Origin of the sequence: Marinimicrobium sp. C2-29, assembly GCF_038419845.1 — a bacterium.
Lineage (GTDB): Bacteria > Pseudomonadota > Gammaproteobacteria > Pseudomonadales > Cellvibrionaceae > Marinimicrobium.
In genome coordinates this window covers 161,869-185,378 of sequence record NZ_JBCAQT010000001.1, presented here as the reverse complement: position 1 = coordinate 185,378, position 23,510 = coordinate 161,869, and the positions used below count along the sequence as shown (strand labels likewise).

The 23,510-nt window shown below is 59.5% G+C and carries 21 protein-coding genes; 10 read left to right on the top strand and 11 right to left on the bottom strand.

Annotated features, from left to right (window positions below; translation table 11 throughout):
* Window positions 1-96 precede the first annotated feature (96 nt).
* Window positions 97-1,047, bottom strand: coding sequence for an alpha/beta hydrolase (locus AAE484_RS00850; protein ID WP_341936425.1), 951 nt, complete (start codon window positions 1,045-1,047; stop codon window positions 97-99).
* A gap of 137 nt (window positions 1,048-1,184) precedes the next feature.
* Here AAE484_RS00850 and AAE484_RS00845 point away from each other — a divergent pair, with 137 nt between their 5' ends.
* Window positions 1,185-2,906, top strand: a complete 1,722-nt coding sequence (locus AAE484_RS00845; RefSeq protein WP_341936424.1) for a glycoside hydrolase family 43 protein — start codon at window positions 1,185-1,187, stop codon at window positions 2,904-2,906.
* Window positions 2,907-2,984: 78 nt separating this feature from the next.
* Here the strand turns inward: AAE484_RS00845 and AAE484_RS00840 are convergent, their stop codons facing one another.
* Both AAE484_RS00840 and AAE484_RS00835 read right to left on the bottom strand, forming a co-directional pair.
* Window positions 2,985-3,401 carry a globin gene (locus AAE484_RS00840; protein ID WP_341936423.1) on the bottom strand — a complete coding sequence of 139 codons (417 nt, stop codon included), beginning with the start codon at window positions 3,399-3,401 and terminating at the stop codon, window positions 2,985-2,987.
* Window positions 3,402-3,504: 103 nt separating this feature from the next.
* Window positions 3,505-3,957, bottom strand: a complete 453-nt coding sequence (locus AAE484_RS00835; protein ID WP_341936422.1) for a c-type cytochrome — start codon at window positions 3,955-3,957, stop codon at window positions 3,505-3,507.
* 294 nt (window positions 3,958-4,251) lie between these two features.
* Between AAE484_RS00835 and AAE484_RS00830 the strand changes: the two genes are divergently transcribed.
* A complete protein-coding gene (locus AAE484_RS00830; RefSeq protein ID WP_341936421.1) occupies window positions 4,252-5,094 on the top strand; it encodes a DUF6544 family protein in 843 nt (280 codons plus the stop codon).
* A gap of 51 nt (window positions 5,095-5,145) precedes the next feature.
* Here the strand turns inward: AAE484_RS00830 and AAE484_RS00825 are convergent, their stop codons facing one another.
* The 4 genes from AAE484_RS00825 to AAE484_RS00810 form a co-directional block, all read right to left on the bottom strand.
* Window positions 5,146-5,442, bottom strand: coding sequence for a Dabb family protein (locus AAE484_RS00825; RefSeq protein WP_341936420.1), 297 nt, complete (start codon window positions 5,440-5,442; stop codon window positions 5,146-5,148).
* 106 nt (window positions 5,443-5,548) lie between these two features.
* Window positions 5,549-6,778: a MerC family mercury resistance protein gene (locus tag AAE484_RS00820; RefSeq protein ID WP_341936419.1), complete on the bottom strand. Its 1,230-nt coding sequence runs from the start codon at window positions 6,776-6,778 to the stop codon at window positions 5,549-5,551.
* A 25-nt stretch (window positions 6,779-6,803) separates the two neighbouring features.
* On the bottom strand, window positions 6,804-7,040 hold the full coding sequence (locus AAE484_RS00815; protein ID WP_341936418.1) for a zf-HC2 domain-containing protein: 237 nt from the start codon (window positions 7,038-7,040) through the stop codon (window positions 6,804-6,806).
* Complete coding sequence (locus AAE484_RS00810; protein WP_341936417.1) at window positions 7,037-7,648, bottom strand: RNA polymerase sigma factor; 612 nt, start codon at window positions 7,646-7,648, stop codon at window positions 7,037-7,039. The genes AAE484_RS00815 and AAE484_RS00810 overlap by 4 nt, the downstream gene beginning before the upstream one ends.
* A gap of 216 nt (window positions 7,649-7,864) precedes the next feature.
* On the opposite strand from AAE484_RS00810, the gene AAE484_RS00805 reads away from it, so the two are divergent.
* From AAE484_RS00805 to AAE484_RS00780, 6 genes are all read left to right on the top strand, one after another.
* On the top strand, window positions 7,865-8,320 hold the full coding sequence (locus AAE484_RS00805) for a YHS domain-containing (seleno)protein (RefSeq protein ID WP_341936416.1): 456 nt from the start codon (window positions 7,865-7,867) through the stop codon (window positions 8,318-8,320).
* A 270-nt stretch (window positions 8,321-8,590) separates the two neighbouring features.
* On the top strand, window positions 8,591-11,053 hold the full coding sequence (locus tag AAE484_RS00800) for a sensor domain-containing protein (protein WP_341936415.1): 2,463 nt from the start codon (window positions 8,591-8,593) through the stop codon (window positions 11,051-11,053).
* A gap of 129 nt (window positions 11,054-11,182) precedes the next feature.
* Window positions 11,183-12,052, top strand: coding sequence for a methylisocitrate lyase (prpB, locus tag AAE484_RS00795; protein WP_341936414.1), 870 nt, complete (start codon window positions 11,183-11,185; stop codon window positions 12,050-12,052).
* Between the two features lie 25 nt (window positions 12,053-12,077).
* A complete protein-coding gene (gene prpC / locus AAE484_RS00790) occupies window positions 12,078-13,208 on the top strand; it encodes a bifunctional 2-methylcitrate synthase/citrate synthase (protein WP_341936413.1) in 1,131 nt (376 codons plus the stop codon).
* Window positions 13,209-13,230: 22 nt separating this feature from the next.
* A complete protein-coding gene (locus AAE484_RS00785) occupies window positions 13,231-14,715 on the top strand; it encodes a bifunctional 2-methylcitrate dehydratase/aconitate hydratase (RefSeq protein ID WP_341936412.1) in 1,485 nt (494 codons plus the stop codon).
* 223 nt (window positions 14,716-14,938) lie between these two features.
* Window positions 14,939-16,585 carry a tetratricopeptide repeat protein gene (locus AAE484_RS00780; RefSeq protein ID WP_341936411.1) on the top strand — a complete coding sequence of 549 codons (1,647 nt, stop codon included), beginning with the start codon at window positions 14,939-14,941 and terminating at the stop codon, window positions 16,583-16,585.
* Between the two features lie 61 nt (window positions 16,586-16,646).
* Here the strand turns inward: AAE484_RS00780 and AAE484_RS00775 are convergent, their stop codons facing one another.
* The 3 genes from AAE484_RS00775 to AAE484_RS00765 all read right to left on the bottom strand — a co-directional run bounded on the left by AAE484_RS00775 (window position 16,647) and on the right by AAE484_RS00765 (window position 21,526).
* A complete protein-coding gene (locus AAE484_RS00775) occupies window positions 16,647-17,363 on the bottom strand; it encodes a hypothetical protein (protein WP_341936410.1) in 717 nt (238 codons plus the stop codon).
* Window positions 17,364-17,555: 192 nt separating this feature from the next.
* Window positions 17,556-19,661 (bottom strand): hypothetical protein, encoded by a 2,106-nt coding sequence (locus tag AAE484_RS00770; RefSeq protein WP_341936409.1) that lies wholly within the window; start codon window positions 19,659-19,661, stop codon window positions 17,556-17,558.
* A 182-nt stretch (window positions 19,662-19,843) separates the two neighbouring features.
* On the bottom strand, window positions 19,844-21,526 hold the full coding sequence (locus AAE484_RS00765) for a glycoside hydrolase family 43 protein (RefSeq protein ID WP_341936408.1): 1,683 nt from the start codon (window positions 21,524-21,526) through the stop codon (window positions 19,844-19,846).
* A 149-nt stretch (window positions 21,527-21,675) separates the two neighbouring features.
* Here AAE484_RS00765 and AAE484_RS00760 point away from each other — a divergent pair, with 149 nt between their 5' ends.
* Window positions 21,676-22,881 carry a lytic murein transglycosylase gene (locus AAE484_RS00760; RefSeq protein ID WP_341936407.1) on the top strand — a complete coding sequence of 402 codons (1,206 nt, stop codon included), beginning with the start codon at window positions 21,676-21,678 and terminating at the stop codon, window positions 22,879-22,881.
* Here AAE484_RS00760 and AAE484_RS00755 read toward each other — a convergent pair.
* Window positions 22,876-23,094 (bottom strand): hypothetical protein, encoded by a 219-nt coding sequence (locus AAE484_RS00755; protein WP_341936406.1) that lies wholly within the window; start codon window positions 23,092-23,094, stop codon window positions 22,876-22,878. The two genes, AAE484_RS00760 and AAE484_RS00755, sit on opposite strands and share 6 nt — an antisense overlap.
* 86 nt (window positions 23,095-23,180) lie before the next feature.
* On the opposite strand from AAE484_RS00755, the gene AAE484_RS00750 reads away from it, so the two are divergent.
* Complete coding sequence (locus tag AAE484_RS00750) at window positions 23,181-23,468, top strand: hypothetical protein (RefSeq protein WP_341936405.1); 288 nt, start codon at window positions 23,181-23,183, stop codon at window positions 23,466-23,468.
* Window positions 23,469-23,510 lie beyond the last annotated feature (42 nt).

Below are 23,510 nucleotides of genomic sequence, written 5' to 3'. Positions count from 1 at the left end.
TTCAGAGTCGTTGATCAGGCTCCGTCAGTGGTGGATAAGCGCTTCGCGCTTATCCACCCTACGCAAATCACCGGGGTCAGAGTCTTCGGTTGACGCTCAGCTTTGTTCCGCGGTCAAAAAGCCGTTGACATCCAGCCAGTGCATAAACGCATCAAACCACTTGTTGCTGGTGCGATCCGGGTTACCCAGGCCGAAACCATGCCCCCCGTTCTGGTAGAGGTGAAGCTCCACCGGCACACCGGCTTCATACCAGGATTGAATCAGACCGAACTCCCCGTTGAACAGGAAATCGTCGGTGGCGATGGCGGCGAACATGGGTGGTGTGTCTTCGGGTACATCCACGGCATTCATACCGCCATAAATCGGCCCGATAAACGCGAGATCCACCTTTTCTGATTCCAGAGTGGTTGCCATGGTAAGGCCTGCGCCGGCGGAGAAACCAATCATGCCGATTCTGTCGGTGTCGACGCCCCACTCATCCGCTCGTTTGAGAATCATGGCGTAGGCGGCTTCCACATCTTCGATCTGGTTTGAAAGATCCCGACGGGGACGCTCCGGAGCCTCTTCCTCCTCATCAGAAGAGCCCTCAGCTTCTTCAGAAGAGGACTCGGCCTCCTCAAAGCGCCGGTTCATCTGCTTTTCAAACCCCTCAAGTGATGGCGCCGTGGGCTGCAGACGGTATTTGAGCACGAAGGCGTTGATGCCCTGTTCCGCCAGGGCCTCGGCCACTTCCCAGCCTTCGTTGCCCATGGACAGCCACCTGAAACCACCCCCCGGCGCGACGATCACCGTGGTGCCATTGGCCTTGTCCGGGTCCGCCAGTACCGGCGTCAAGGTCGCCTTTGAGATGTTTCGGGCCATGGGATCGCCCCACTGGCGGAACCAGCTCTCTGGCTCGCTCTGGTCTTCCACACCACCGGTCTCCAGGGGGATGGCTGTGGCCTCCTCCGGTGCTTCCATGGGGTACATTTTGCCGTCTTGCGCGAATACCGTGGCGCTGAAGGCGATCAGGCCCAGGCAAAGAAAGTGGGATTGGATCTGCTTCATCACTCGTGCTCCTTCGTTATTAGTGAGTTGTGTGCGGTGCGAAGAACCGTTATAGTTATACATACTATAAGCTATTATCATAATATAGTGAGAATAGCCTCAAAGCAAAGTCTCAGAGACATCCGAGGATATTTAACATGAATAAAGTATTTGCCATGCCGCTTCTGAGCCTGGTCGCCCTACTCGTTGGCTGCGACTCAAACAGCAACAACACACAAGGCGAGACGTCACCGGTACAAGAAGCCGCGTCGTCAGAAAAAGCGACATCTGCCACCTCCGCCAGGTTCACCCGCTTCAGCTATGAAGGCGAATCTCAGGAACAGATCGAAGTAAAGGAGGGCCAGTTCCGCAACCCGATCATCTCAGGCTATGCCCCGGACCCCACGGTGACCCGAGTTGGGGATGACTACTACGTCGTCACCTCTTCCTTTACCCACTTCCCGGGGCTGCCCATTTATCACTCAAAAGACCTAGTCAACTGGACGCAGATCGGCAATGCCATCGACCGGCCGGACCAGTTCAACTTCAGAGACCTGGAAGTCTCCCGGGGGATTTTCGCCCCGGACATTTCCTTTCACGAGGGGACCTACTACCTGGCCTCCACCTGCGTGGACTGTGGCGGCAACTTCGTGATGACCGCCGACAGCCCTACCGGCCCCTGGTCGGACCCCCACTGGTTGGGCTTTGAAGGGATTGACCCCTCCATCCACTGGGACGACAGCGGCAAAGCCTACATTCTCAATAACGGTGCCCCCAACGAAGAGCCACGGTACGAGGGTCACCGCGCCATCTGGATTCAGGAGTTTGATTGGCAGAATCTGAGCATGACCGGGGAGCGCAAGCAGTTGATCAACGGTGGTGTGGACATCTCCGAAGAGCCGGTGTGGATTGAAGGGCCCCACATCATCCAGCGCAACGGCTACTACTACATCACCGCTGCCGAGGGTGGCACCAGTGTGCACCACTCCCAGACCATTTTCCGCTCCGACGACGTCTGGGGCCCCTACGAGCCTGCGGACCACAACCCGATCCTGACCCAGCGCGACCTGGACTTCGAGCGGGACAACCCGATCATCGCCGCCGGCCACGCCAAGTTTGTACAGATTCCCAATGGAGACTGGTGGGCCACCTTTCTGGCCATCCGCTCCTACAACAACGACATGTTCAATATCGGTCGGGAGACCTTCCTGTTGCCAGTGCGCTGGGAAGACGACTGGCCCTACATTCTCCCCCGGGGCGAGCGCATTCCGTTTGCGATGGAAAAGCCGGAGCTGCCCGAGCAGCCAGAACCCACACCGCCGCAGTCGGGTGACTTTGGCTACACCGATAACTTTGAAGGCGATGAACTCGCCCTGGGCTGGATGGGCATTCGCGACCCGGACGCTTCCTTTTACGAAGTCGAGGACGGTGCCCTTAACCTGACATGCGACAACGGCTTTGGTGATCTCGAGCAAGTGCCCTCTTTTGTGGGCCGGCGCCAGCAGCACCACAATGCCACGGTCTCCACGACCGTCTCATTCGACCCGGGCACTGAAGGCGAGAAAGCGGGCATTGCGGCGGTTCAGAACGATGAGCACTGGATCTTCCTGGCCATCACACACCTGGATGGCGAAGCTCAGGTGGCGCTGTACCGTAACGAGGGTTCCGCTGAAGGCACGCTGATCAACTCGGCGACACTGCCCGAGTCCGAAGCGATCACCCTGACCCTGGATTTCACGGCCGGAGAAATGGATGCGCACTACGAGGTGAACGGTGAGGAGCACACACTCGCTGAAACCGTGGATGCGACCAACCTCAGCACCAATGTGGCCAGTGGGTTTGTCGGCACTCTGATCGGGCCCTATTGCACCAACCTTTAACATTTCGTCAGGTTCCGTCTGCTGCCCCCCCCGAACGGGGGGGCAGCTTGGTGGCCCATGCCGCTGATTCTGTAACGCTCAGCAGTGATCGTATTTGAACTTCATGTAGGTAATGCCAGGACTCAGCACCAGGCGCCAAGCCAGCTCCACACTTTCATCGAACGCGGGATCATAGCTTTCCACCGTGGCGGTCAGGCAGTCCAGCCAAAGATCATACAGCTCTGGCGCAATGTCCAGCCCCTTGCGGCTGTGACTCAGTGCGATATGTTCCAGCACGCTGTCCACAGACCCGCTCGCATAAAACGCCATAAGATTGTAAAAGGACTTTTTCAACATGCTGCGTTGCCTCGCCATATCCGTATGACGAAATTTTTGGCGTACCTGGGGAGAGCTCGCAAGAAAACGCTGGTAGAAAGCCTCGAAAAATGTCTGCCCTTTTCGGGTCTCGAGCACGACGCGTTCATAGCTCTCGTCAAATAGCTGTTCGTAGCTCATCAAAGCCCCCGGGGACCTGACCGAAGTCGACTGAATCGCAGGTGCTCCCTTTCCCCACCAGAATATGGCCACACGACTGCCGCTACCACGGGCTTCCGACAGATTACGGGTAATACATGTGATACTCGGTTCTCGGGTACGGGTTGAGGACGTAATGGGTCTCAAGAAAGGCGACGAGGTCAATGAGCTCGCTGACGGTCATTACGTCATTGTAGTTGCGCATTCGTGACTCGCCACGCTCATCGGTAACCACTTCTTCTTCATACCCCGGGGCGATCCGGTGGGAAGGGTTGATGATGCTAGTGAGCAGTTCGGCGTAGGTTTTCACCTTCACCACCTCTCCGCCGAGCTTCACGGGGGTATCCAGCTCTTTCTCTACATCTGTGTCCTGATAGCCCTTGAGCGTGTGGCAGGCCAGGCACTCGTAGTCATTGAAGACGGCTTTCCCCTGCTCCACATCACCCTCGGGCAAGCTGAACCCTCGCGGTGACTCCGGCCCCTGGCTACAGGCACTGACGACGGCAAAAGCACTCAATAGGATAAGTAGTCTGATCATGGTGGCTGTCCTTTACAGGTCAATATGTCTGCGCTGCCCAGGATTCCCCTGACAGACGATGTGACACCAATACGACACTATCCTTGTGCACAGGCTTGTTTTTAAGTGTTGCTCACGATGGCGGTATTTACCAATGGATATCGATGTTTATTTGAGCTGGATCAAATAGGGGAAGAGAGAGGGCGTTGGCCAGCCAGTGGTGTGTTGCTGTTTGGCCGCCGATTGGGCGCTTTTCTGCTACATTATTGGATCAGACGTGTTCTCTTGTCTCCCAACCAAGACCGGGGTGAGGCTATGGCTTTTCTGTATTCGCTACTGATACTGGTTGGCATCGCCCTTGTCGCTTTGTCTGTGTTCCGGTTTACGGACTGGCGGGCGGACCTTGCCGAGTGGAAACGCCTGGAGGCCACTCAGCCGGTCGACCCGCCTCGTTATGCCCCTACGCTGGTCTCGGAACTGCCGGAGCCCGCTCAACGGTTTTTCAATTTTGCGATCGCTCCCGACACACCGCTCTACCGGGTGGCCACCCTGCGTATGGGAGGGCAGTTCAGCCTGGGATCGAAACAATCGCCCCAGTATCGATCAATGGCGGCCGAGCAGGTACTGGCGGTGCCGGAGGGATTCGTCTGGTGCATGCGGCTTAAAAGCCCGGTGATGATTTCGGGGTCGGATTCCGGCCACTGGACCCGATTCCGTGTTTTGGGCCTGATCCCCGTAGCTCGCCTGGGTGGTGACCCGGACCACGCCCGCTCTGCCTTCGGCCGCTATGTAGCCGAGGCACTGTTCTGGACGCCAGCGGCACTGCTACCGGGGCCGGGGATTGAGTGGGAGTCAGTGGGTTCCGACACGGCCCGGGTGACACTGTCGAAAGGCAATCTGTCGCAGGCGGTGAATATCCGGGTGGACCCTGAAGGCCGGCCCGCTCAGGTGTGGTTTATGCGCTGGAGCAACGCAAATGCCGAAAAGGTCTTTCGCCTCCAACCCTTCGGTGGCACGATGTCAGACTTTCGGAACGTCCAGGGATTTCGGCTGCCCTTTCGGGTAGAGGCTGGAAATGAGTTCGGTACGAACGACTATTTTGCCTTCTTTAAAGCCGACATCCGATCAATCCGATTTGATTGTCCGGGAAATCGCTGAGCCGATAACAGCGCGTGGCTGCCAGTCGGGACCCCGGGGAGTCCCGGAGACCTACGCGGGATAATCAAACACGATGATGTCGTCCACGAGCGGGACAAATACCGCCTTGAGGGCCTCATGGGCCGGGTGGGGCAAGTAATTCTGGCGGCCCTGTTCATCGGCAAAGGTCATCAGCACCGAATGGGTGTACCCCTGGTTCAGTCCTTCCGGGCTGTCATTCACGCCCCACTCCACAGCCTCAACGCCCTCAACCTGCTCGGGGGCCGCCTCAAACAGGGAACGCACTTCATCAATCTTCTCTGCACTTGCCTGATCGTTAAATTTGATCAACAGGATGTGTCTTATCATGCTTACGCCTTCTCTGGTGAATTCAGTCGGTTAGCGGTGATGCGAGCGCAGACTGCACGCAACGGCGCGCATTTTATCACAGGGGTAACTGCGAAGCCTGAAAGGGCTAAAAGCCTCGTTGCGACAGGCCGAGCACCTGGTTCTGCCGCTGGCGGCGGCGCCGAAAGTCCAGGGTGACGCCTATGAACAGCAGGACAAAGCCGGCCAGCTCGGTCAGAAACCGGTAGTCCAGAAACAGCGCATACAGAACGAGGCCTGTACCCAGACCCGCGAACAGTCCCGGCCATGGAGAACGGTGATAGCGCAGGCCGGGCAGTACGCTGAGCAGGCTGAGTGTGGCAAACAGCGCAATGGCGCCCGCCCAGACGGTGTCGTTCAGCGCCAGGCTGACGCCCATCAAGGCCAGCAGGCCGGAGGCCGCCAGCAGGCCATAACAGGTCAGTATGGCCAGGCCCAGACCCGCCATACCCAGCCAACCCCGCCGCCAGACAAACGCCGCCAGCCGCACCGGGTTCAGACGCGACAACCACTGGCGCAGGCGGCCGGGCGGTTGTTGTCCCCGGCGCATGCCCAACTCGATGGACTGGGCGTCAAAGCTCGAGGCTATCTCCCGGGTCTGCGCACTGGGGCTGAGAGCGAAATAGTCGATACGCCGGTCAATATTCACCTCTTCAAAGCCCGTTTCGCGCAGCAGCTCCAGGAGTTCCTCGTCAACCGTGGCACCCACCACACATTCCACCCACAGCCGCGGGTCATCATCACAGTCCACCGTGACCGGCCGGCGAATGACCACGTCCGCCAGCTGTACCCGCCCACCGGGACGCAGCACCCGATACATTTCACGGATGGCACGGCGCTTGTCCGGAACCAGGTTCAGTGCGCCGTTACTGGTGATGCAATCCACGCTGGCATCCGCCAGGGGCAGGGCTTCGGCTGAGCCCTGGATCACACTGATATTGCCGGCGCCGTCGGTGCGAAGCGTATCCTTGAGCTTTCGGGTCATGGCCGCGGTCAGGTCCAATGCGAAGACCCAACCCGCTTCGCCCACACGGCGTGCGGCCATCAGGCTGTCGACACCGGCACCGGCGCCGATATCCAGGCAGACGTCACCCGGGCGAAGGGCATTGAGGTGAAAGGGGCAACCCACGCCGGCGAAGGAATCCAACGCGGCTGCGGGCAGTTGCACCAGCTCTTTGTCCGGGTAGCCCAGGCGCTGGCCCAATTTTCGGCCCAGGGGAAAATGAAAGGGTTGGTCGGGGGAGTCGGCCACCCGGGTATACATGTCCTGGACGGCCGAGAGAATCTGCGCTTTCGAATATCCAAGAATGGCGACCATGACGATTCTCCATCGGCCAGGTGGGCTAAAAGGATTTCATCAATCGCTCCAGACGCCGCTGAAGCCGTTGCGGCGCCTTCTCGTGCGTTGTCTCACGAAGCCGCTCGCGCAAGCGCCGTTCAAATTCAGCGCGGCTGAAGCAGTCCCGGCAGTGCGCCATATGTTCGCGGATACGCTCGTCCGTGGCCTCGTCCACCTCCCGGTCCAGGTAGCGAAACAGCTGCTTGATGACTTCTTCACAACGGATGTCGCCTGCGTTCATGACCCACCTCGTTTGACGATGCCGGCGTCCCTTGCCAGTTCCCACAACTCTTTTTGCAACAGTGAGCGGGCCCGATTCAGCCGGGAGCGGACGGTGCCCAGAGGAATATCCAGCAGCTCGCTGACTTCCCGGTATCGATAACCCTGGAGTTCCACCAGGACCAGCGTCACCCGATACTCATCCGGCAGGTGATCAATAGCCCGTTGAATGTCCTCTCTCAGAAACTCTTCAACCACTTCCTGTTCCGGTGCACCCCACCACAGCAAAAAGGGCTGATGCAGTTGCTGGAACAACGAGAACTGCAACTCATCGGAGGAACCGTTCTCCGGGTCGAGCTCCGTTTCAAGGTCCTGGCGGCAACGCCGCTTACGCCACTGGCTGACAAAAGTGTTGTTGAGGATACGAAACAGCCAGGCCTCGAACCGGTCGGGATCTCTCAACTCATCGAGCCTGCACCAGGCACGACTCACCGCTTCCGCGACAACGTCTTCGGCGTCATCCGGGCTGCGGGTCAGGCGCAACGCTGTGGCATACAACCGGTCCGTCAGCCGGTGAATTTCCGTCTCAAAAAAACGGCGCTGCGCCTGTCGGTCAGTGACCTTCGGCATGCTTGGCTCCGTTGTGGCTGCTTGGTTTATTGTGCTCCTTTTCCTTCTGCGCCGTCCAGTCCTGGGTTGACGCGGCGAGCGCGTAAAAGGTTCCAGGTAATGCCACTGTCATATTGCCCTTCAACGTCGGGAACAAAGCGAAAGACTCCTGCGTCCTTGCACTCGAAGCCGCCGGATCTGGTGGCTGGTTACCACCCTGAAAAGGAGGACTGAGCGATGAAAAAACTGACCCATCAACTACTGGTGATATTGCTGGGACTCGGCCTGATGGCCGGTACCGCCTATGCTGACGACACTCCGGTGTTTACCGGAGAGACCGAGGGTGTTGCCATTGAAGGGTATGACGTTGTGTCTTACTTTACCGAGGGCAGGCCGGCGAAAGGCTCTCCCCGATACAGTCATGAGTGGCACGGCGTAGAGTGGCACTTTGCTTCTGAAGAGCACCTGACAATGTTCCGCAAAAATCCCGAGCGCTACGCACCGGCCTACGGGGGCCACTGTGCCTATGGCGTTTATGTGGGTAAGAAACTGGCCGCCTCCCCCTATTTCTGGACCATTCACGAGGGGCGTCTGTACCTGAACCTCAATGAGGAGGTACAAGAAAGCTGGCGGGGAGACCTCGCCGCCAACGTTGAGACGGCCAACGACAACTGGCCGGACAACCTGGAGTAAATGCCAGCAGGCCGACACAGCGCCTTGTAATAACTGAACAAGGAGTAGTCTCTCTTTGGTGCCATACACCCAAGTACGGGTAGCTGTTTCGGCCGCCCTTTTTAAGGGTATGCATGGCCTTATCTTTGGCCCCTGAGTGGCACGATTTTCAACCCCAATAATTTCAGAGGTAGTAAATCAGCGGAAATCGGAGTAGTTTCAAGGGGACAAGGTTGCCTGCCGGGTTCTCCGGTGCTGTGACCCTTTCGAAGCGATTTTCAGGAACAATGAATGACAGGGCCGCCAGACAATACCGAGCTGTTCACTGACCTCACGGAGGCACTGGCCATGGCATGCTCTGTCGTCTGCGCGGCGGTCATTGTCAAGGACACAAACGCTCCGGGCCACCTGGTCGCCGGCTCCGAGGCCGCGCAGCTGCTGATTACCCTCGACAGTGTTCAGGCGACATTGGCCGACGGTGTTCCCCGGACAGAAGATCCGCCACCGGACACGGCTCTGGCCGAGGCCGCCTTCATCGCCGTTGAACCCCTGAGCATCCCCCACCAGAAAATGCCGCCCACTGTGATTGCCTTCGCCGGCAAGCACCAGAACGACCGGGATCGCGCCGTGGCGCTTTTGCACTCTCTGACGTCAGAAACCGGCAACGAGCTGATGCGCCTGAGGCAATCACCTTTTCTGGCGGCGGCACTGTCAGAGATCGAGTGCGGTGTGACCATCGCCGACCCGAGCCTTGAAGACACCCCCATTGTCTATGCCAATGCGGCTTTTGAACGCATGACCGGTTACCCCCGATCGGAGATACTGGGGCGAAATTGCCGTTTCCTCCAGGGTGATCTCAAAGACCAACCGGGCCTTCGAATCCTCCGCAATGCCATCGACCGGGGTACCGACTGTACGACGGTGCTGACCAACTTCCGTCGCAACGGTGAGCCTTTCGAAAACCGGATCAAACTTCGCACGCTTCGCTCACATGATGGTGCTCTCTCCTACATCATTGGTATTCAGCTCGATATCACCAAGGAGCACCTGGCTCTCGAGTCACTGGAACGACAAAAGCGTCGCTATGAGAGCATGATCGAAACCCAATCGGGCTACATCTGGTTGATGAGCGCGCAAGGTGAGCTCATCGACGTACCCGAGAAATGGCTGTCGCTGGCCGGTTTGTCATCGTCAAACGGTGTGCCCGATCTGGCGACGATCCGCAGCGCCCTGGCGCCGGAGACGGCGGACGCTTTCTGTACCGGATGGATGCAGGCTCTTGAAAACGTGGCTCCGTTTCAGGTGATCTATCAGCTGCCGGCCCAGAGCGAGTCTCCCCGGTGGTTACTGGATCGCGTCACGCCAGTATTCGATGACGAGAACCAGCTCCTTGAATGGATTGCCGCATCACAGGATATTACCGAGCTGAAACGCGCCGAGAAAGAGATTGAGCGTGCCGCCTACCAGGACCGGTTGACCGGCCTGCTGTCCTCGGAGGGCTTCGCCCAGCGACTGGACGAGCGCCTGAAGGATAAGGATCTGCACCCGGCAAGCCCGGTGATAGTGGCCGATATCAAGGGGCTCAGGGAAATCAATAACGCCCAGGGTTACGGCGTCGGCGATGAGGTCTTGTGCGAGGTCGCCCGTCGCCTGAGCGCCGAGATCGGTGAGCAGGGGTTGGTCGCCCGCACCGGTGGCGATGAATTTACGGTGCTTGCGCCACTCGAAAGTCAACGGACACCACGGCAATTGCGCCGGTGTATGGCGGCTGTGTTCGATGTGCCGTTTGCTATCAGAGGGTTTATCTTCAATGTGGAAGCGTCGTTCGGCTACGCCCGGATCCGAAGCAGTGCCGGTGATGCGCGAAAACTGATGACCGACGCCGCCCTGGCACTGAATCAAAGCCAGCATAACCGGGCGATAAACTGGACCCAGTACACGCGGGCGCTCGAGCAGAAAACCCGCGAAACCGTGGAGATGACGACCCGGCTGCGCCAGGCCCTTGAGGCCGATCAGCTGGAGCTTCACTACCAACCCCAGGTAGATCTGGCGACCGGCCGGATCGTCTCGGCGGAAGCCCTGCTGCGCTGGAATCATCCCCAGCTGGGCTTTATCCCGCCTGACCAGTTCATCCCGCTGGCGGAACAGAGCCAGCTCATCGGGCCCATCGGGGACTGGGTATTGCGCCAGGCGTGCCGGGACCTGAGCGCCTGGCGCGATGCCGGGATTCCGCCCACGCCGGTGGCGATCAACCTGTCATTGATCCAGTTTCAGCTCGGCTCGATTCCGGACATGGTGCGCCGGGCACTGGACGACTACAGCATCCCCCCGGGGAACCTGGCGCTGGAGATTACCGAGAGTGTGTTCGAGGAGCACGGCCAGGCTCTGAGACGAGATCTGGAAGCCCTGACCGCCATGGGCGTTCGGCTGTCTCTGGACGATTTTGGCACCGGCTATTCATCCCTGGGGCATTTGAAAGACTACTTTTTCGATGAAATCAAAATCGACAAGAGCTTTATCAGCCAGCTGGATGATGGGCCTTACGCCCAGGCCATCGTGCAATCCGTCATCGTCATCGCCGCCGCGATTGGCGCCGAAGTGGTCGCTGAAGGCATTGAGCTACCGGGTCATATAGCAACATTACGCCACCTTGGATGCACCAAAGGCCAGGGTTTTCACTTTTGCCGCCCGGTACCCGAACCCGTTTGGCGTCAATTGCTTGTCGACCAGAAGGCGCTTGCATCACCGGCGTGAGGGGGTTCGCTTCGCGGCGCGTCAGCTTGCCTGCCGGAGCAGAGGCCGGCAACTCTCCCCCCAGGTGCGATTCGTTGACTACACTACTAGTTAACGGATTGAGAACACCACCGTCCGAGAGGCTTCCCCATGAGTGCCGGATACCGATTTCGTCAGGCGCTGACCGAACACCGCCCCCTGCCCATTGTCGGCGCCGTCAATGCCTACTGCGCCCTGCTGGCGGAGCACGCCGGCCATTCGGCCCTGTATCTCTCCGGGGCCGGCGTGGCCAATGCCTCCCACGGCCTGCCGGACCTGGGCATTACGACCCTGAATGATGTAACCGAGGACGCCCGGCGCATTACCGGGGCGACCGAATTGCCCCTGTTGGTGGATATCGACACAGGCTTTGGCGGCGCTTTCGCCATCGGGCGCTGCGTTCGAGAACTGGAAAGCGCCGGGGTGGCGGCCACTCATATCGAAGACCAGGCTGCACAAAAGCGGTGCGGCCATCGTCCCAACAAGACGCTTGTCACCCGCGACGAAATGGAAGACCGGATCAAGGCCTGTGTGGACGCTCGTCGGGACCCGGATTTTTTCATCATGGCCCGCACCGACGCCCTGGCCCAGGAGGGGCTGGAGGCCGCCCTGGATCGGGCGCAGGCCTATGTCGCCGCTGGCGCGGATGGCATTTTTGCCGAGGCGGTGCACCGGCTGGAAGACTATCGTGCCTTTACCCAAACCCTGGAGGTGCCGGTTCTGGCCAACATTACCGAATTTGGCCAGACGCCCCTGTTCAACCAACAGGAATTGGCCGAGGTGGGTGTGGCCATGGCGCTCTACCCGCTCAGCGCGTTTCGTGCCATGAGCCAGGCGGCGCTGGAGGTGTACCAGACCATCCACAGTGATGGTGATCAAAAGGCGGTGGTCGAGCGCATGCAAACCCGGGAAGCGTTGTACGAGATACTCCGTTACCACGAATTCGAGGCAAAGCTCGACACGCTATTTTCCGATTCTTAACGATCTTTCAGTGCGGGAGGTCAACATGGTCAAGCATACTGAAGGTGGCGCCGGCCTCAGAGGTCAGGTAGCCGGTGAAACCGCGTTGTGCACCGTCGGTGAGGATGCCAGCGGGCTTACCTACCGGGGTTACGACATCCAGGCTCTGGCCGAGCAGGCCAGCTTTGAGGAAGTGGCGTATCTGTTGCAATACGGCGGCCTGCCCACCCGCTCCGAGCTGGAAGACTACCATTCCCGACTGGCGCAAAAGCGGGAGCTGCCCCGGGCGCTGCTCGACACGCTCGAACATATACCCGCCACGGCGCACCCCATGGAAGTAATGCGCACCGGTTGTTCCATGCTGGGAGTCCTGGAACCGGAACCGGATTTCGAGCACCAGGACGAGTCGATCGAGCGCATGCTGGCCGCCCTCCCCACTATTATCTGTTACTGGTATCACTACTCGCATTTCGACCGCAGTATCGATCTCCATTCGGCCGCCGACAGCATTGCCGAACACTACCTGACCTTATTGCATCAGCAGACACCGGACCCCACTTCAGTGAAGGTGATGCAGGCGTCGCTGATTCTGTACGCTGAGCACGAATTCAACGCCTCGACCTTCGCCGCCCGCGTGGCCGCCAGTACGCTGACCGATATCTACAGCGCGGTGACCGCCGCCATCAGTACGCTTCGTGGCCCACTGCATGGTGGCGCCAACGAGGCGGTCATGGCCCTGATTGAGTCCTTCGAGGACCCGGACGACGCCGAACAGCAGTTGCTTGAGAAACTGGCCGCCAAGGAAAAAATCATGGGTTTCGGTCACGCCGTCTATGAGACCAGCGACCCGCGCAACGCCATCATAAAAGCCTGGGCCAAAACCCTGGCGCAAGGGCGTCCCGACGATCAGGCCCTGTTCGATATTGCCGAACGCTGTGAGACCGTCATGTGGCGCGAGAAGGCCCTGTTTCCCAATGCCGACTTTTATCACGCGCCGGCCTATCATAGTCTGGGCATTCCTACTCCATTGTTCACGCCCATTTTCGTGATGGCGAGAACCAGCGGCTGGACCGCCCATATCAAGGAGCAGCGCGACCATAACCGTATCATTCGCCCAAGAGCGCAATACACGGGGCCAGAGCCGAGAACCTTCACGCCGGTTGACGAACGCCGTTGATGGCGCGCGGAAAGGAGAGCGCATGACTCCCGATGCCAATACCCACCATCGGCCAGACTACGACACGGTACTGCAGGACATCGCCGACTACGTGCTCGACTACCGGATCACCCGCAAGGAGGCCTGGAGCACCGCCCGCCACTGTCTGATGGACAGCCTCGGTTGTGGTTTACTGGCACTGCGCTTTCCGGAATGCACCAAACATCTGGGTCCGCTGGTGGAAGGCACTCAGGTCCCCCATGGAGCGCGCGTGCCGGGGACCCAGTTCCGTCTCGATCCGGTCAAGGCCGCCTGGGATCTGGGGACACTGATCCGCTGGCTGGACTACAACGACACCTGGCTGGCGGCCGAGTGGGGCCATCCCTCCGACAACCTGGGCGGCATTCTCGCGGTCGCCGACCATCTGTCACAGCGGCAGCTCGCGCGCGGTGAGACGCCGCTCACCATGGCCGCCGTGCTCGAAGCCATGATCAAGGCCCACGAAATCCAGGGCGTACTGGCGCTGGACAATGCCTTCAATCGCGTGGGGCTCGATCATGTGGTGCTGGTGAAGGTAGCCTCTACCGCCGTGGTTGCCCAGTTGATGGGCGCCAATCGGGAACAGTTGCTCAGCGCCCTTTCCCACGCCTGGGTGGACGGCCACCCCCTGCGCACCTATCGCCACGCCCCCAATGCTGGCTCACGCAAAAGCTGGGCGGCGGGCGATGCGACGAGTCGAGCGGTGCGCCTGGCGGATATCGCCCTGCGCGGGGAGATGGGTATCCCCGGAGTGTTGACCGCCCCCGAATGGGGTTTTTACGATGTGCTGTTCAGCAAGACCAACCAGGATCAACAGATCAAACCCGAAGCGCAGCGCCGCTTCCATCTCCAGCGCGAATACGGCAGTTACGTGATGGAAAACATTCTGTTCAAGATCAGCTACCCCGCGGAGTTTCACGCTCAAACCGCCGTGGAAGCGGCTATTGAACTACACCCGAATGTCCGGGACAGGCTTGATGACATCGACCGTATCCGCATCACCACCCATGAATCCGCCCTGCGCATCATCAGCAAACAGGGCAGGCTGGCCAACCCCGCCGACCGGGATCATTGCCTCCAGTACATGACCGCGGTGGCACTGGTGTCCGGCAGCCTGAGAGCGGAGCATTATGAGGACGAGTTTCATACCCGCCACCCGGAGATCGACCGGCTGCGCGACAGGATGGAGGTGGTCGAGAATCCACGCTACAGCGAGGAATATCATCAACCCGACAAGCGTTCCATTGCCAACGCCATCCAGGTATTTTTCAAGGATGGGAGCAGTACCGAAGAGGTGACTATTGAGTATCCGCTGGGCCACCGCCGGCGTCGCGAGGAAGGCATTCCTCTTCTGGAGCAGAAGTTTCAGGCCAACCTGGCAAGCCGCCTCCCCGCAAGCCGCTGCCGAGCCATCATGAAACTGTACCGGGATCCTGCCGGATTGATGGCCACCCCGGTACACAGATTCATGGACTACTTCATCATCTAGCGGAATATGTAGAGCCCAACGCCAACATCAAAAACCGAAACAAGGCTCAGCACTCAAGATCTCGTCGTGAGCCGTTTTGATGTACTGGAAGTTCAACCCAAATCGGAGTAGTTTCAGGTGTGTACAAGTTCGCATGCAGGGATTGCCGATAGCGGCGTGTTGTAGTGGCCGATCGGCGCATGACGGGCGAATCCTTTCAACAACTGTAAGAAGGAGTTTTGCCATGAATACCCTCATTCGTTTGCTGTTCCTGTTTTTTACTTCCCTGATGATGACGGCGCCCGCAATGGCGCAACACACGATGCACGATGACCAGCCGGTCAGCGCCGACGACTCAGTAGGCGAGGTGGACTTCCGTGCCAACTGCGATGAATCGGTACGCGCCGAATTCGACCGGGCCCTGGGGCTGATGCACCATATGATGTATGTCCAGGCACGCGCCGCTTATGAGGACGTGGCGCGCTCCGCTCCCGACTGTGCCATGGCCCACTGGGGCGTGGCGACCACGCTGTTTCAACCGCTGTGGGGCACCCTGCCCAGCTCAGAGGAAATTACTCGCGGCCGCGAGGCGATCAAGCGGGCGGAAGAGCTGGCTGACAATGAGCGCGAGCAGTCATTGATTCGGGCTACTGCAGCCTTTTATGGGCCCGACACCGACCGGCTTCAGCCGCGTCTGGCGGGCTGGATTGAGGGCATGGACAGTGCCTACGAGTCGTTCCCCGATGATCCCGATATCGCCTCGCTGTATGCCCTCTCTCGCCTGGCGCTGGCACTGGAATCCGATGACCGGCAGGCCCTGCACGATGAAGCCGAGTCGGTGCTGCGCGCCGTCTGGGATGAGGAACCCCGACATCCCGGTGCAGTGCACTACAGCATCCACGCCACCGATGCCGACGGCCGTGCCGACAACGCCCTTGAAATCGTGGAGTCCTATGGCCAGATCGCGCCCAAGGTCCCCCACGCCCTACACATGCCCTCACACATCTACGTTCGTCTGGGCGACTGGCCAAGCGTCATTGAATGGAACGAGCGTTCGGCCCAATCCGCAATCGACCACAAAAGTGAAGGGGCGACCTCGTTTCATTATATCCACGCACTGGACTATCTCGTTTATGGTCACCTGCAGCGCGGAGAGGACACGGCAGCGCACGAGGTCTGGCAATCCGCCCAGGCCAACGGCCCGCACCAGGCCAACTTTCCCGGCGCCTTTCACCTGGCTTCCATACCGGCGCGCCTGGCCGTCGAAGCCCGGGACTGGCAAGCGGCCGCGGAGATAAAGACGCGTGTGCCCGACTACATCGGTTGGGATGCTTTTTACTGGCCGGAAGGGGTCAGCTGGTTCGCACGCGGACTGGGTGCAGTGCACACCGGGGATCTGGCGGCTGCCCGCGAGGCGGAGCAGCGGTTGGCAACGTTGAGTGAGAGTGCTACATCCGCCGCCGACCGGCGCTTTTCCACCTACCTTGAAGTCGACCGGCTGATACTCTCCGGCTGGATCGCCCAGGCCGAGGACAAGCCCGAGCGCGCCCTTGCCCGGATGCGCGCGGCCGGGGAGCTGGAAGCCACGGTCGAAAAACACCCGGTCACGCCGGGCGCCCTACTCCCGCCCCATGAAGCACTCGGCGATCTGCTGCTCGCGCTCGATCGCCCGGAAGAAGCTCTGGCGGCCTATGAGCGTTCCGACCAAACCTGGCCGAAACGCTACAACACCCTCAGTGGCGCCGTAAGGGCGGCCCAGGCTGTCGGTAATAAACAGTCAGCCGCCAAGTGGAGGGAGCGTCTGCGCGACGTCGCTCCGGACGATGAGCGGCACGCTGTAAGCGACAAACAAGCGAGATCGGCGCTATCCACAGGCGAACATCGACTGTAGACCGACTTGTAACCTGAACCGAACGGGTGGGAGGGATCCCACTCTGAGCTCTTACCTGTGATCACTGATTCTCCTGCGGAGCGATCGTGGAGCTCGATGAAAAGTTGGTTTCGTTCATTTCATCAACCAGTCTGCAGAGCCGGCGACGATGGAGGAACGATACACCCTGGTGAGTCTGCCAGGAGGCGGGCGTCAGAGTGCCCACTTCCTCGTCGCTGTTGATATCAAAGCCACGGCTGGCGCTGATTGGCCGAGAGTCCGGCCCATAGAGGGCGATAACCTGAATCGTCAGACATTTCAGCTTGATGTCGTTCTCGGGACAAAAGCCTCGCATCGGAATGCCCGCTTCTTTTGCCAGGCGCCAGACGAGAGCATTAAAGGTGCCAATATGCATAAAGTCACCCGAGAGCAGTGGGCCCTGACGGGTATTCTCATGAACGCCATTGGGCGTCACCGCTATACTCTGCTGGTTGCCGTCGTTGTCTTTCTGCTCCTCGGTGTAGGCTCGCTCAAAGTCCGTCACATCCATGGTCACTGTGCCATGTGAGGTTCTCAGTACGGCGATGATGTACTCGACATAGATCGCCTCCATACTCATATTGCTGATGATGCACAGGGCGTTCATGTCCTTTTTCTTGCCCCGATTGATGATCAGCCTTGGACTGCGCTGGCGACGAAACCCGGAAAACAGCAACTGAGCGTATATCACCCAAACCAGGAGCGTCGCGATACTGATGCAGAGGTCTACTAGTGCCTGATTTTCTTCAATCCAGCTCATCACAGAGTGGTCTTCTCCTTACCTGGCACCAGGGACCTGGGGCCGAAAATGGCATACAACCGAGACCGAAAAAGCGCCAAAAGATTCCATAATCAGCAATATTCGTCCCTCAAACAAAAAGCCGCCCCAGTCTCCCGGGGCGGCTTTTCACGAACGTTGCAAAAGGCGTCTCTGCCCTGCTGGCTTACTGACCTATTGGCGAATGTAGCGGAACAGCTCCATCTCGCCATCGGCCTGGCTCATGCAGTAGAAACCGGTGTTGTCCAGAGCCAGTACACCACAGTCAAACTCAGTGTCCGAGTCGGCGGTTTCCCAGTCACTGTCGCAGGCGGCACGCTCACTTTCGGTGCCACCGGTCTGCTCCATCAGGCTACCGGTCAACTCCCAGTTGAACTCGGCCCGGTAGGTGTCGCAGTCGAAGCTGGCATTTTCGCCGGCAAACTGACCCGTGCCGTCGCTGTTCAGAGTTTCAGTCCCGATGGTGTACCACTGACAGTCGGCATCGTCGAGGGTATCGATCTGATAATCCCCGGCCAGGGTGGCCGATTCCATGACGTCGATCAGAGTCATGTCCATATCGAGGGTGCCCTTCCATCCGCGATCACTGAAGTGTTCGTTGTAGGTCATCACCATGGGTGATTTGGTCAACGACAGAAGGCCGGCATACATGGGGGTACAGCCACCGGTGGCGGATTGAGCGGTCATGGGCTCAATCAACTGAAACAGCTCTTTGGGCTCACTCAGGTTCAGCGACAGAGCCGACAGACCGGAGACTTCCAGCGCTTCGCCCGCCAGGGCCTCGGCCTGGGCCTTGGCGGCCTCGCCCCGGTAAATTACCAGATGCTTGCCCTTGATGGCGATGTAGTTACCACCAAGCCCCATGGGGTCGGGAATCTCAACGGCGGTGCCGTCCTGGGGAATCTGCAGGCCGCCCAGCTGCGGAACAAAGGAGGTGAGCATGGACGCGATGGCTGCGGGATTCTGTGAGCTGAGGCTCACCAGGACGGAGCCATCCAGTCCCATGGGAGTCTGGTCGCTGGGCGCAAGGTCGAACACAGCGACGCCGGCACCGCGCACGGACTCAAACATGGCGGTCCCCATGGCAAGCATGCCCGGGTTGAGTGCCTGGGCCTGTTGCTGCAGCTGCTTCAGCTCGGCACACGCGAAACTGGCGTTGGTGAACTGGGTCCAGAGGTCGGTCAGGACCGGCACCAGCTGGCTGACGTCAACGCCCAGAGCGAAAGCCAGCAGTTTATCGTCGGCCTCGCGGGCGTAGGCGGGGACGAAGCCCTGCAGCTTTTTCAAAGAAGACAGCACCGGCTCGTTATCAATCTGCCAGAGGAAACCCAGTGTCTGGTGCAGCGTATCACTATCAAGAGAGTACGCTTCGGCACCCATGGTCAGTCGCGGCATGCTGGCGGCCAGCCCCACATAGTCCTGACGGCAGGCGTCGGTCAGGTTCGAGCCCATTGCCTGTTCCATTTCCGGGAACCATCCGCGTAGCTCGCGTCCGGTGCTGTTCTGCTCGGGCAGCAGCAGAGCTTCGGCAATACGGTGAAAATCCAGAAACCCCATGAACTGGTCGGCTTCGGCGTAATCGGCACGCAGCTCTTTCACGCGCTCGGAGCCGGCCAGCGGCTGCTCGACGGGCTGGCGGGCAAAGCGCCGCATCCGCGCTTCGTTGCTGTCAGAGTCCATCATCAGCGAGAGAGTCATGGAGCTTTCGTCAACGGCCAGCCCCAGCTTCAACTCCGGTTTGTCTGCGCTCAGCTCCCAGGAATAGAGCGTTGCACTGCCCAGCGCCGCTTCTTCGGCGGTAACACCGGTCTCGGCGGCTGCTTCGGCCAGCACCGATTTCAGGGGCGCGGACTCGCTGAGCGAGAAGCGCACCACCGGGGCGGCGCCATTCAGATAGATACCGTAGGGCGCGGTGAAATCAAAGCCGTACCGCTCGCTCAACCCCTCATAGCCGCCGGCCACACCGGTCTGAATATAATCGTCGAGCAACCACTGCAACAGACGCGCGCCCGAGCCCTCTTCGCTCTCGGCCAACAGGTCGTAAAACGGCTGCAGGTCCTGGGGGTTCATGTTACGCAGCATGGCGTCCATCGACTCGATGTTCTCGGCCGAGGTGTGGCCGACCATGAGCACGGGAGTGTCGGCGGGTATGTGGGTCAGGAAATCATCCAGTCCGGCGGACGATGAGGCTCCTTTCTGGGTAAAAACGCCAGCGGCGATCGCGGCGACTACCACGCCAACCACCACCAGCGGTATGAGAATTTTTGTGACTTTCTGCATCAGAATAATATCCTTGTTGTGGCGTTTTGAGAGTCCTGTTAAAGGAAAGAGTGCCAAATTACGTGGCGACGGTATTTTGCCAGAAGTTGGCCGCTCGGACCATGACCAGGTTCACGTCGTCAAAATCATTTGATAGGACGAAAATAGGACAAAAAAGGCCACCCGGAGGTGGCCTTTCTGGGCTATTCAACAGGAGGCGTTACCCGGAAGTAGTCGGCGTCCAGGTAGGCTTCGTCACTGCCTTCGCTGAACAGGCCGATCTTGCCCCCCACCCAGCGGCCGCGACGGGTGGCAAATCGCTCGCCCAGCGTCTCATAGTTCTGGCCGTCCGGGCTGTATTCAAAATCCACCGTCTGGTCGGTATGGAAGTGCAGGCGCAGATAAACCGGCTCGCCTTCCGGATACGCCACCTGCCCCAGCGTCTGCTCGTCACAGCCGGCGCGGGCATCGGTGCAGGTCTTCTGCACCAGCTGGTGCTGATCCCCCTGTTGCTCGAGGCCGATCCAGGCATAATCTTCACCAAACATCACCAGCCCGGCACGGTCACCGTCGCGCTCGGTGTTGATGTCGAGCCTGGTGGTGACCGTAAACTCGGGCGCCGGAACCTTCTGCATCACCAGAGCGGGATTCAACCAGAGGTTGTCCTCCCCAGTGGTGGAGTCGTGCTGATAGGCATGCAACCGAAGGTGCCCCGGACGCTCGCTGAGTGAGTACCACTCGCGCTGCCAGTTGGCATTCCACTGCCACTGGTGCCCCAGGGTCTCGCTTTCAAATTCATCGGTGGTGGCCGGGACCTTGACCGGGAAGCCGGTCACCGGTTTGCGGTGGCGTGCGACCGGCTCACCCACGCCCTCCGGCGTCTGGTTCTGGCCCATCACCGGCCAGCCATCCTGCCACTCCATGGGTTGGAGGTGAACGATGCGCCCGTAAGTGCCTTTGGACTGGAAGTGGAAAAACCAGTCTTCGCCCTCCGGTGTCTGGACCCAGGAGCCCTGGTGCGGACCGTTGACCTCGGTGTCGCCCTGAGCCAGTACGATCCGGTCTTCATAGGGCCCCCCGATCTGCTCGGCGCGAAACACCGATTGCCAACCGGGCTCAACACCGCCGGCCGGAGCAAAAATATAGTACTCACCGTCGCGCTTGGAGAACTTGGGCCCTTCCAGCGTCCGATACCCCTCCAGCTGGTGGCCGTCCACCACGGTCGTGCCCTCACCCAACTTCCCATCATCCACCAGGCCCGACGCATCGGGCTTCATCCGGCGCAGGGTCAGGATGTTGTTGATGCCGGAGCGACTCTTGGCCCAGGCGTGCAGCAGATAGGCCTTGCCGTCGTCATCCCACAAGGGAGTGGGATCAATCAACCCCTCGCCGGCCACTACCCGATGGGGTTCACTCCAGGGGCCCTCGAAATCCTCGGCGTGAACCTGGTAGATACCAAAATCCGGATCGCCCCAGAAGATCCAGAATTTGCCATCGTGGTAGCGCAGGCAGGGAGCCCAGATGCCATTGCCATGCTGTGGGACGGAGAACACCTCATCCGGCACCTGATTCTGGACCGCATGGCCCACCAGTTCCCAGTTGATCATGTCTTTCGACGTCAACAAGGGCAGCCCGGGGGCACTATTGAAGCTTGATGAGGTCATGTAGTAAGTGTCATCCACACGGATTACATCGGGATCGGAATAATCGGCGTAGAGCACCGGATTTTTGTACTCGCCATTGCCCAGATCGGAAATCCAGGGAGGCTCGGTGGTCGTGGCAGTTTGAGCGTCAGAATCACCGGGCTGACTGCAGGCGGACAGCATCAGAGCGATACTGGCACAGCAAGCCACGCCTGCGAGGGAGCGTACAGTAAAAGGGTTCATGGTTGATCTCTCTTTGTTTTACTTTGTTTTATTGGCTTATATGTTTATTGCTTTATTTGCCTTGGGAATCATGTCACGATCCCCGGGAATTGGTCAAACCTTCGGCCGAGCCAGCAACCCTGGCCCGCCAGCGTCCCTTTGGAGTGAGTATGTACTGGGGTAAATTACTGTTCACCGCGACTCTGGCTATCGCCAGCGCCGCGCCCGTTTACGGCATGAGCCAGACCGACTTTGAGCAGTGCATCGCACGGCTGCAGGACAATGCCGCCACCCAGGGGCTGGACTCGGACGCGGTACGCGACAGTCTGGCCGGGATCCAATACTCCGCGCGGGTCATTGAGCTCGATCGACAGCAGCCGGAGTTCACCACCACCTTCGCCGATTACCTGGGCCGGCGGGTCACCGATCAGCGGGTACGTGATGGCCGCCGCCTGTTGCGCGAACACGCCGACCTGCTGGCCAAGGTGGAAAAGGAGTACGGTGTGCCGGCTCCCTACCTGGTGGCCTTCTGGGGGCTGGAAACCAATTTCGGCAGCTATTTTGGCAAAATGCGGGTGCTCGACTCCCTCGCCACCCTGGCCTGCGATGAGCGCCGCAGCGACTATTTCACCCGCGAATTGATGGCCGCGCTGGGCATCATTGACGAAGGCGCCATTGCCCCCAAGAACATGGAAGGCTCCTGGGCCGGCGCCATGGGCCATGTACAGTTTATGCCCTCGGTGTTTCAGCGCTACGCGGTGGACTATGACGGTGACGGCAAGCGCGACCTCTGGAACAGCCTGCCCGACGCCATGGCATCGGCGGCCAACTTTCTCAGCCAGATGGGCTGGGATGATGAATACCGCTGGGGCCGGGAGGTGTTGCTGCCCGAGGAATTCCCCTACCTGGAGGCGGGCCTGAAAAATCGCCGGGCACTGTCCGAGTGGGCGAAGCTGGGCGTTCGTCAGACCAGTGGCGCCGAGCTGCCGGAGGCCGACATCGAGGCCTCCCTGCTGGTGCCAGCGGGGCACGAGGGCCCGGCTTTTCTGGCGTACCACAACTTCAAAATCATCATGGGCTGGAACCAGTCCGAGTACTACGCCATTGCCGTGGGGCATATGGCCGACCGCATTGCCGGTGCGGGTGAGCTGCACCAGCCACCACCGGACGATGCCCCGCGCCTGAGCCGCGACCAGGTCATGGAGATCCAGCAGACACTGGCCGACAAAGGCCATGACGTGGGCGAGGTTGATGGCATCTGGGGCCCGGCGACCCGCCGCGCGCTCAGCACCTTCCAGGACCAGAAAGGTATGGTGCCGGACGGGTTTCCGAGCCGTGAAGTTCTGAACCTTCTGGACATAGAGCTGGAGTCATGACACCGCGTCGATAATTTGACGTTTTTCGACACTGACACCGAAATCGGCCCCACCCGTCAAAACAACGGGCTTTTTGGGGCCGTTTTTGTTGGCGCGTAAATCATTGATAACCTTTCCTCTCGTTATCACAAATATCAATAACAAAATGGTCTTCTTAGACCATTTTCTGTTAAGAAAGGCTGTGGGATAATCTTTTCCGTACTCAGGGGCCAAACGGATCACTCTGAGCGTCCAATATTATCCATCGTTTCCCGGGGCTCGATCCCGAGGGACGACTTCCAAACTCCAGGTATTGTGATATGAAGAAATTGTTGTCTGCTCTGTGCTTCTCTGCGGTTTTCAGTGCGCCGGTTTTCGCTTGCAGCGAGCCCGCCAGCAAGCCCGAGATTCCCGACCCGAAAACGGCCGTGACTGCCCAGATGGTCAAATCCAACAATGAAGTGAAAGCCTACGTAAAAGCCCAGGAAGAATACCTGAACTGTTCCAAAATGAGCTCAAGTGAAAAGCGCAGGGCCGAAAAAGAACTGATTGCCTACGCCGACCAGTTCAACAGCGCCATCCGCGAATTCAAGCTGGCCTCCAACTGAGGCCTGGCTGGCCCGGCACGAGGCGGGCCGCGACCATTTAAT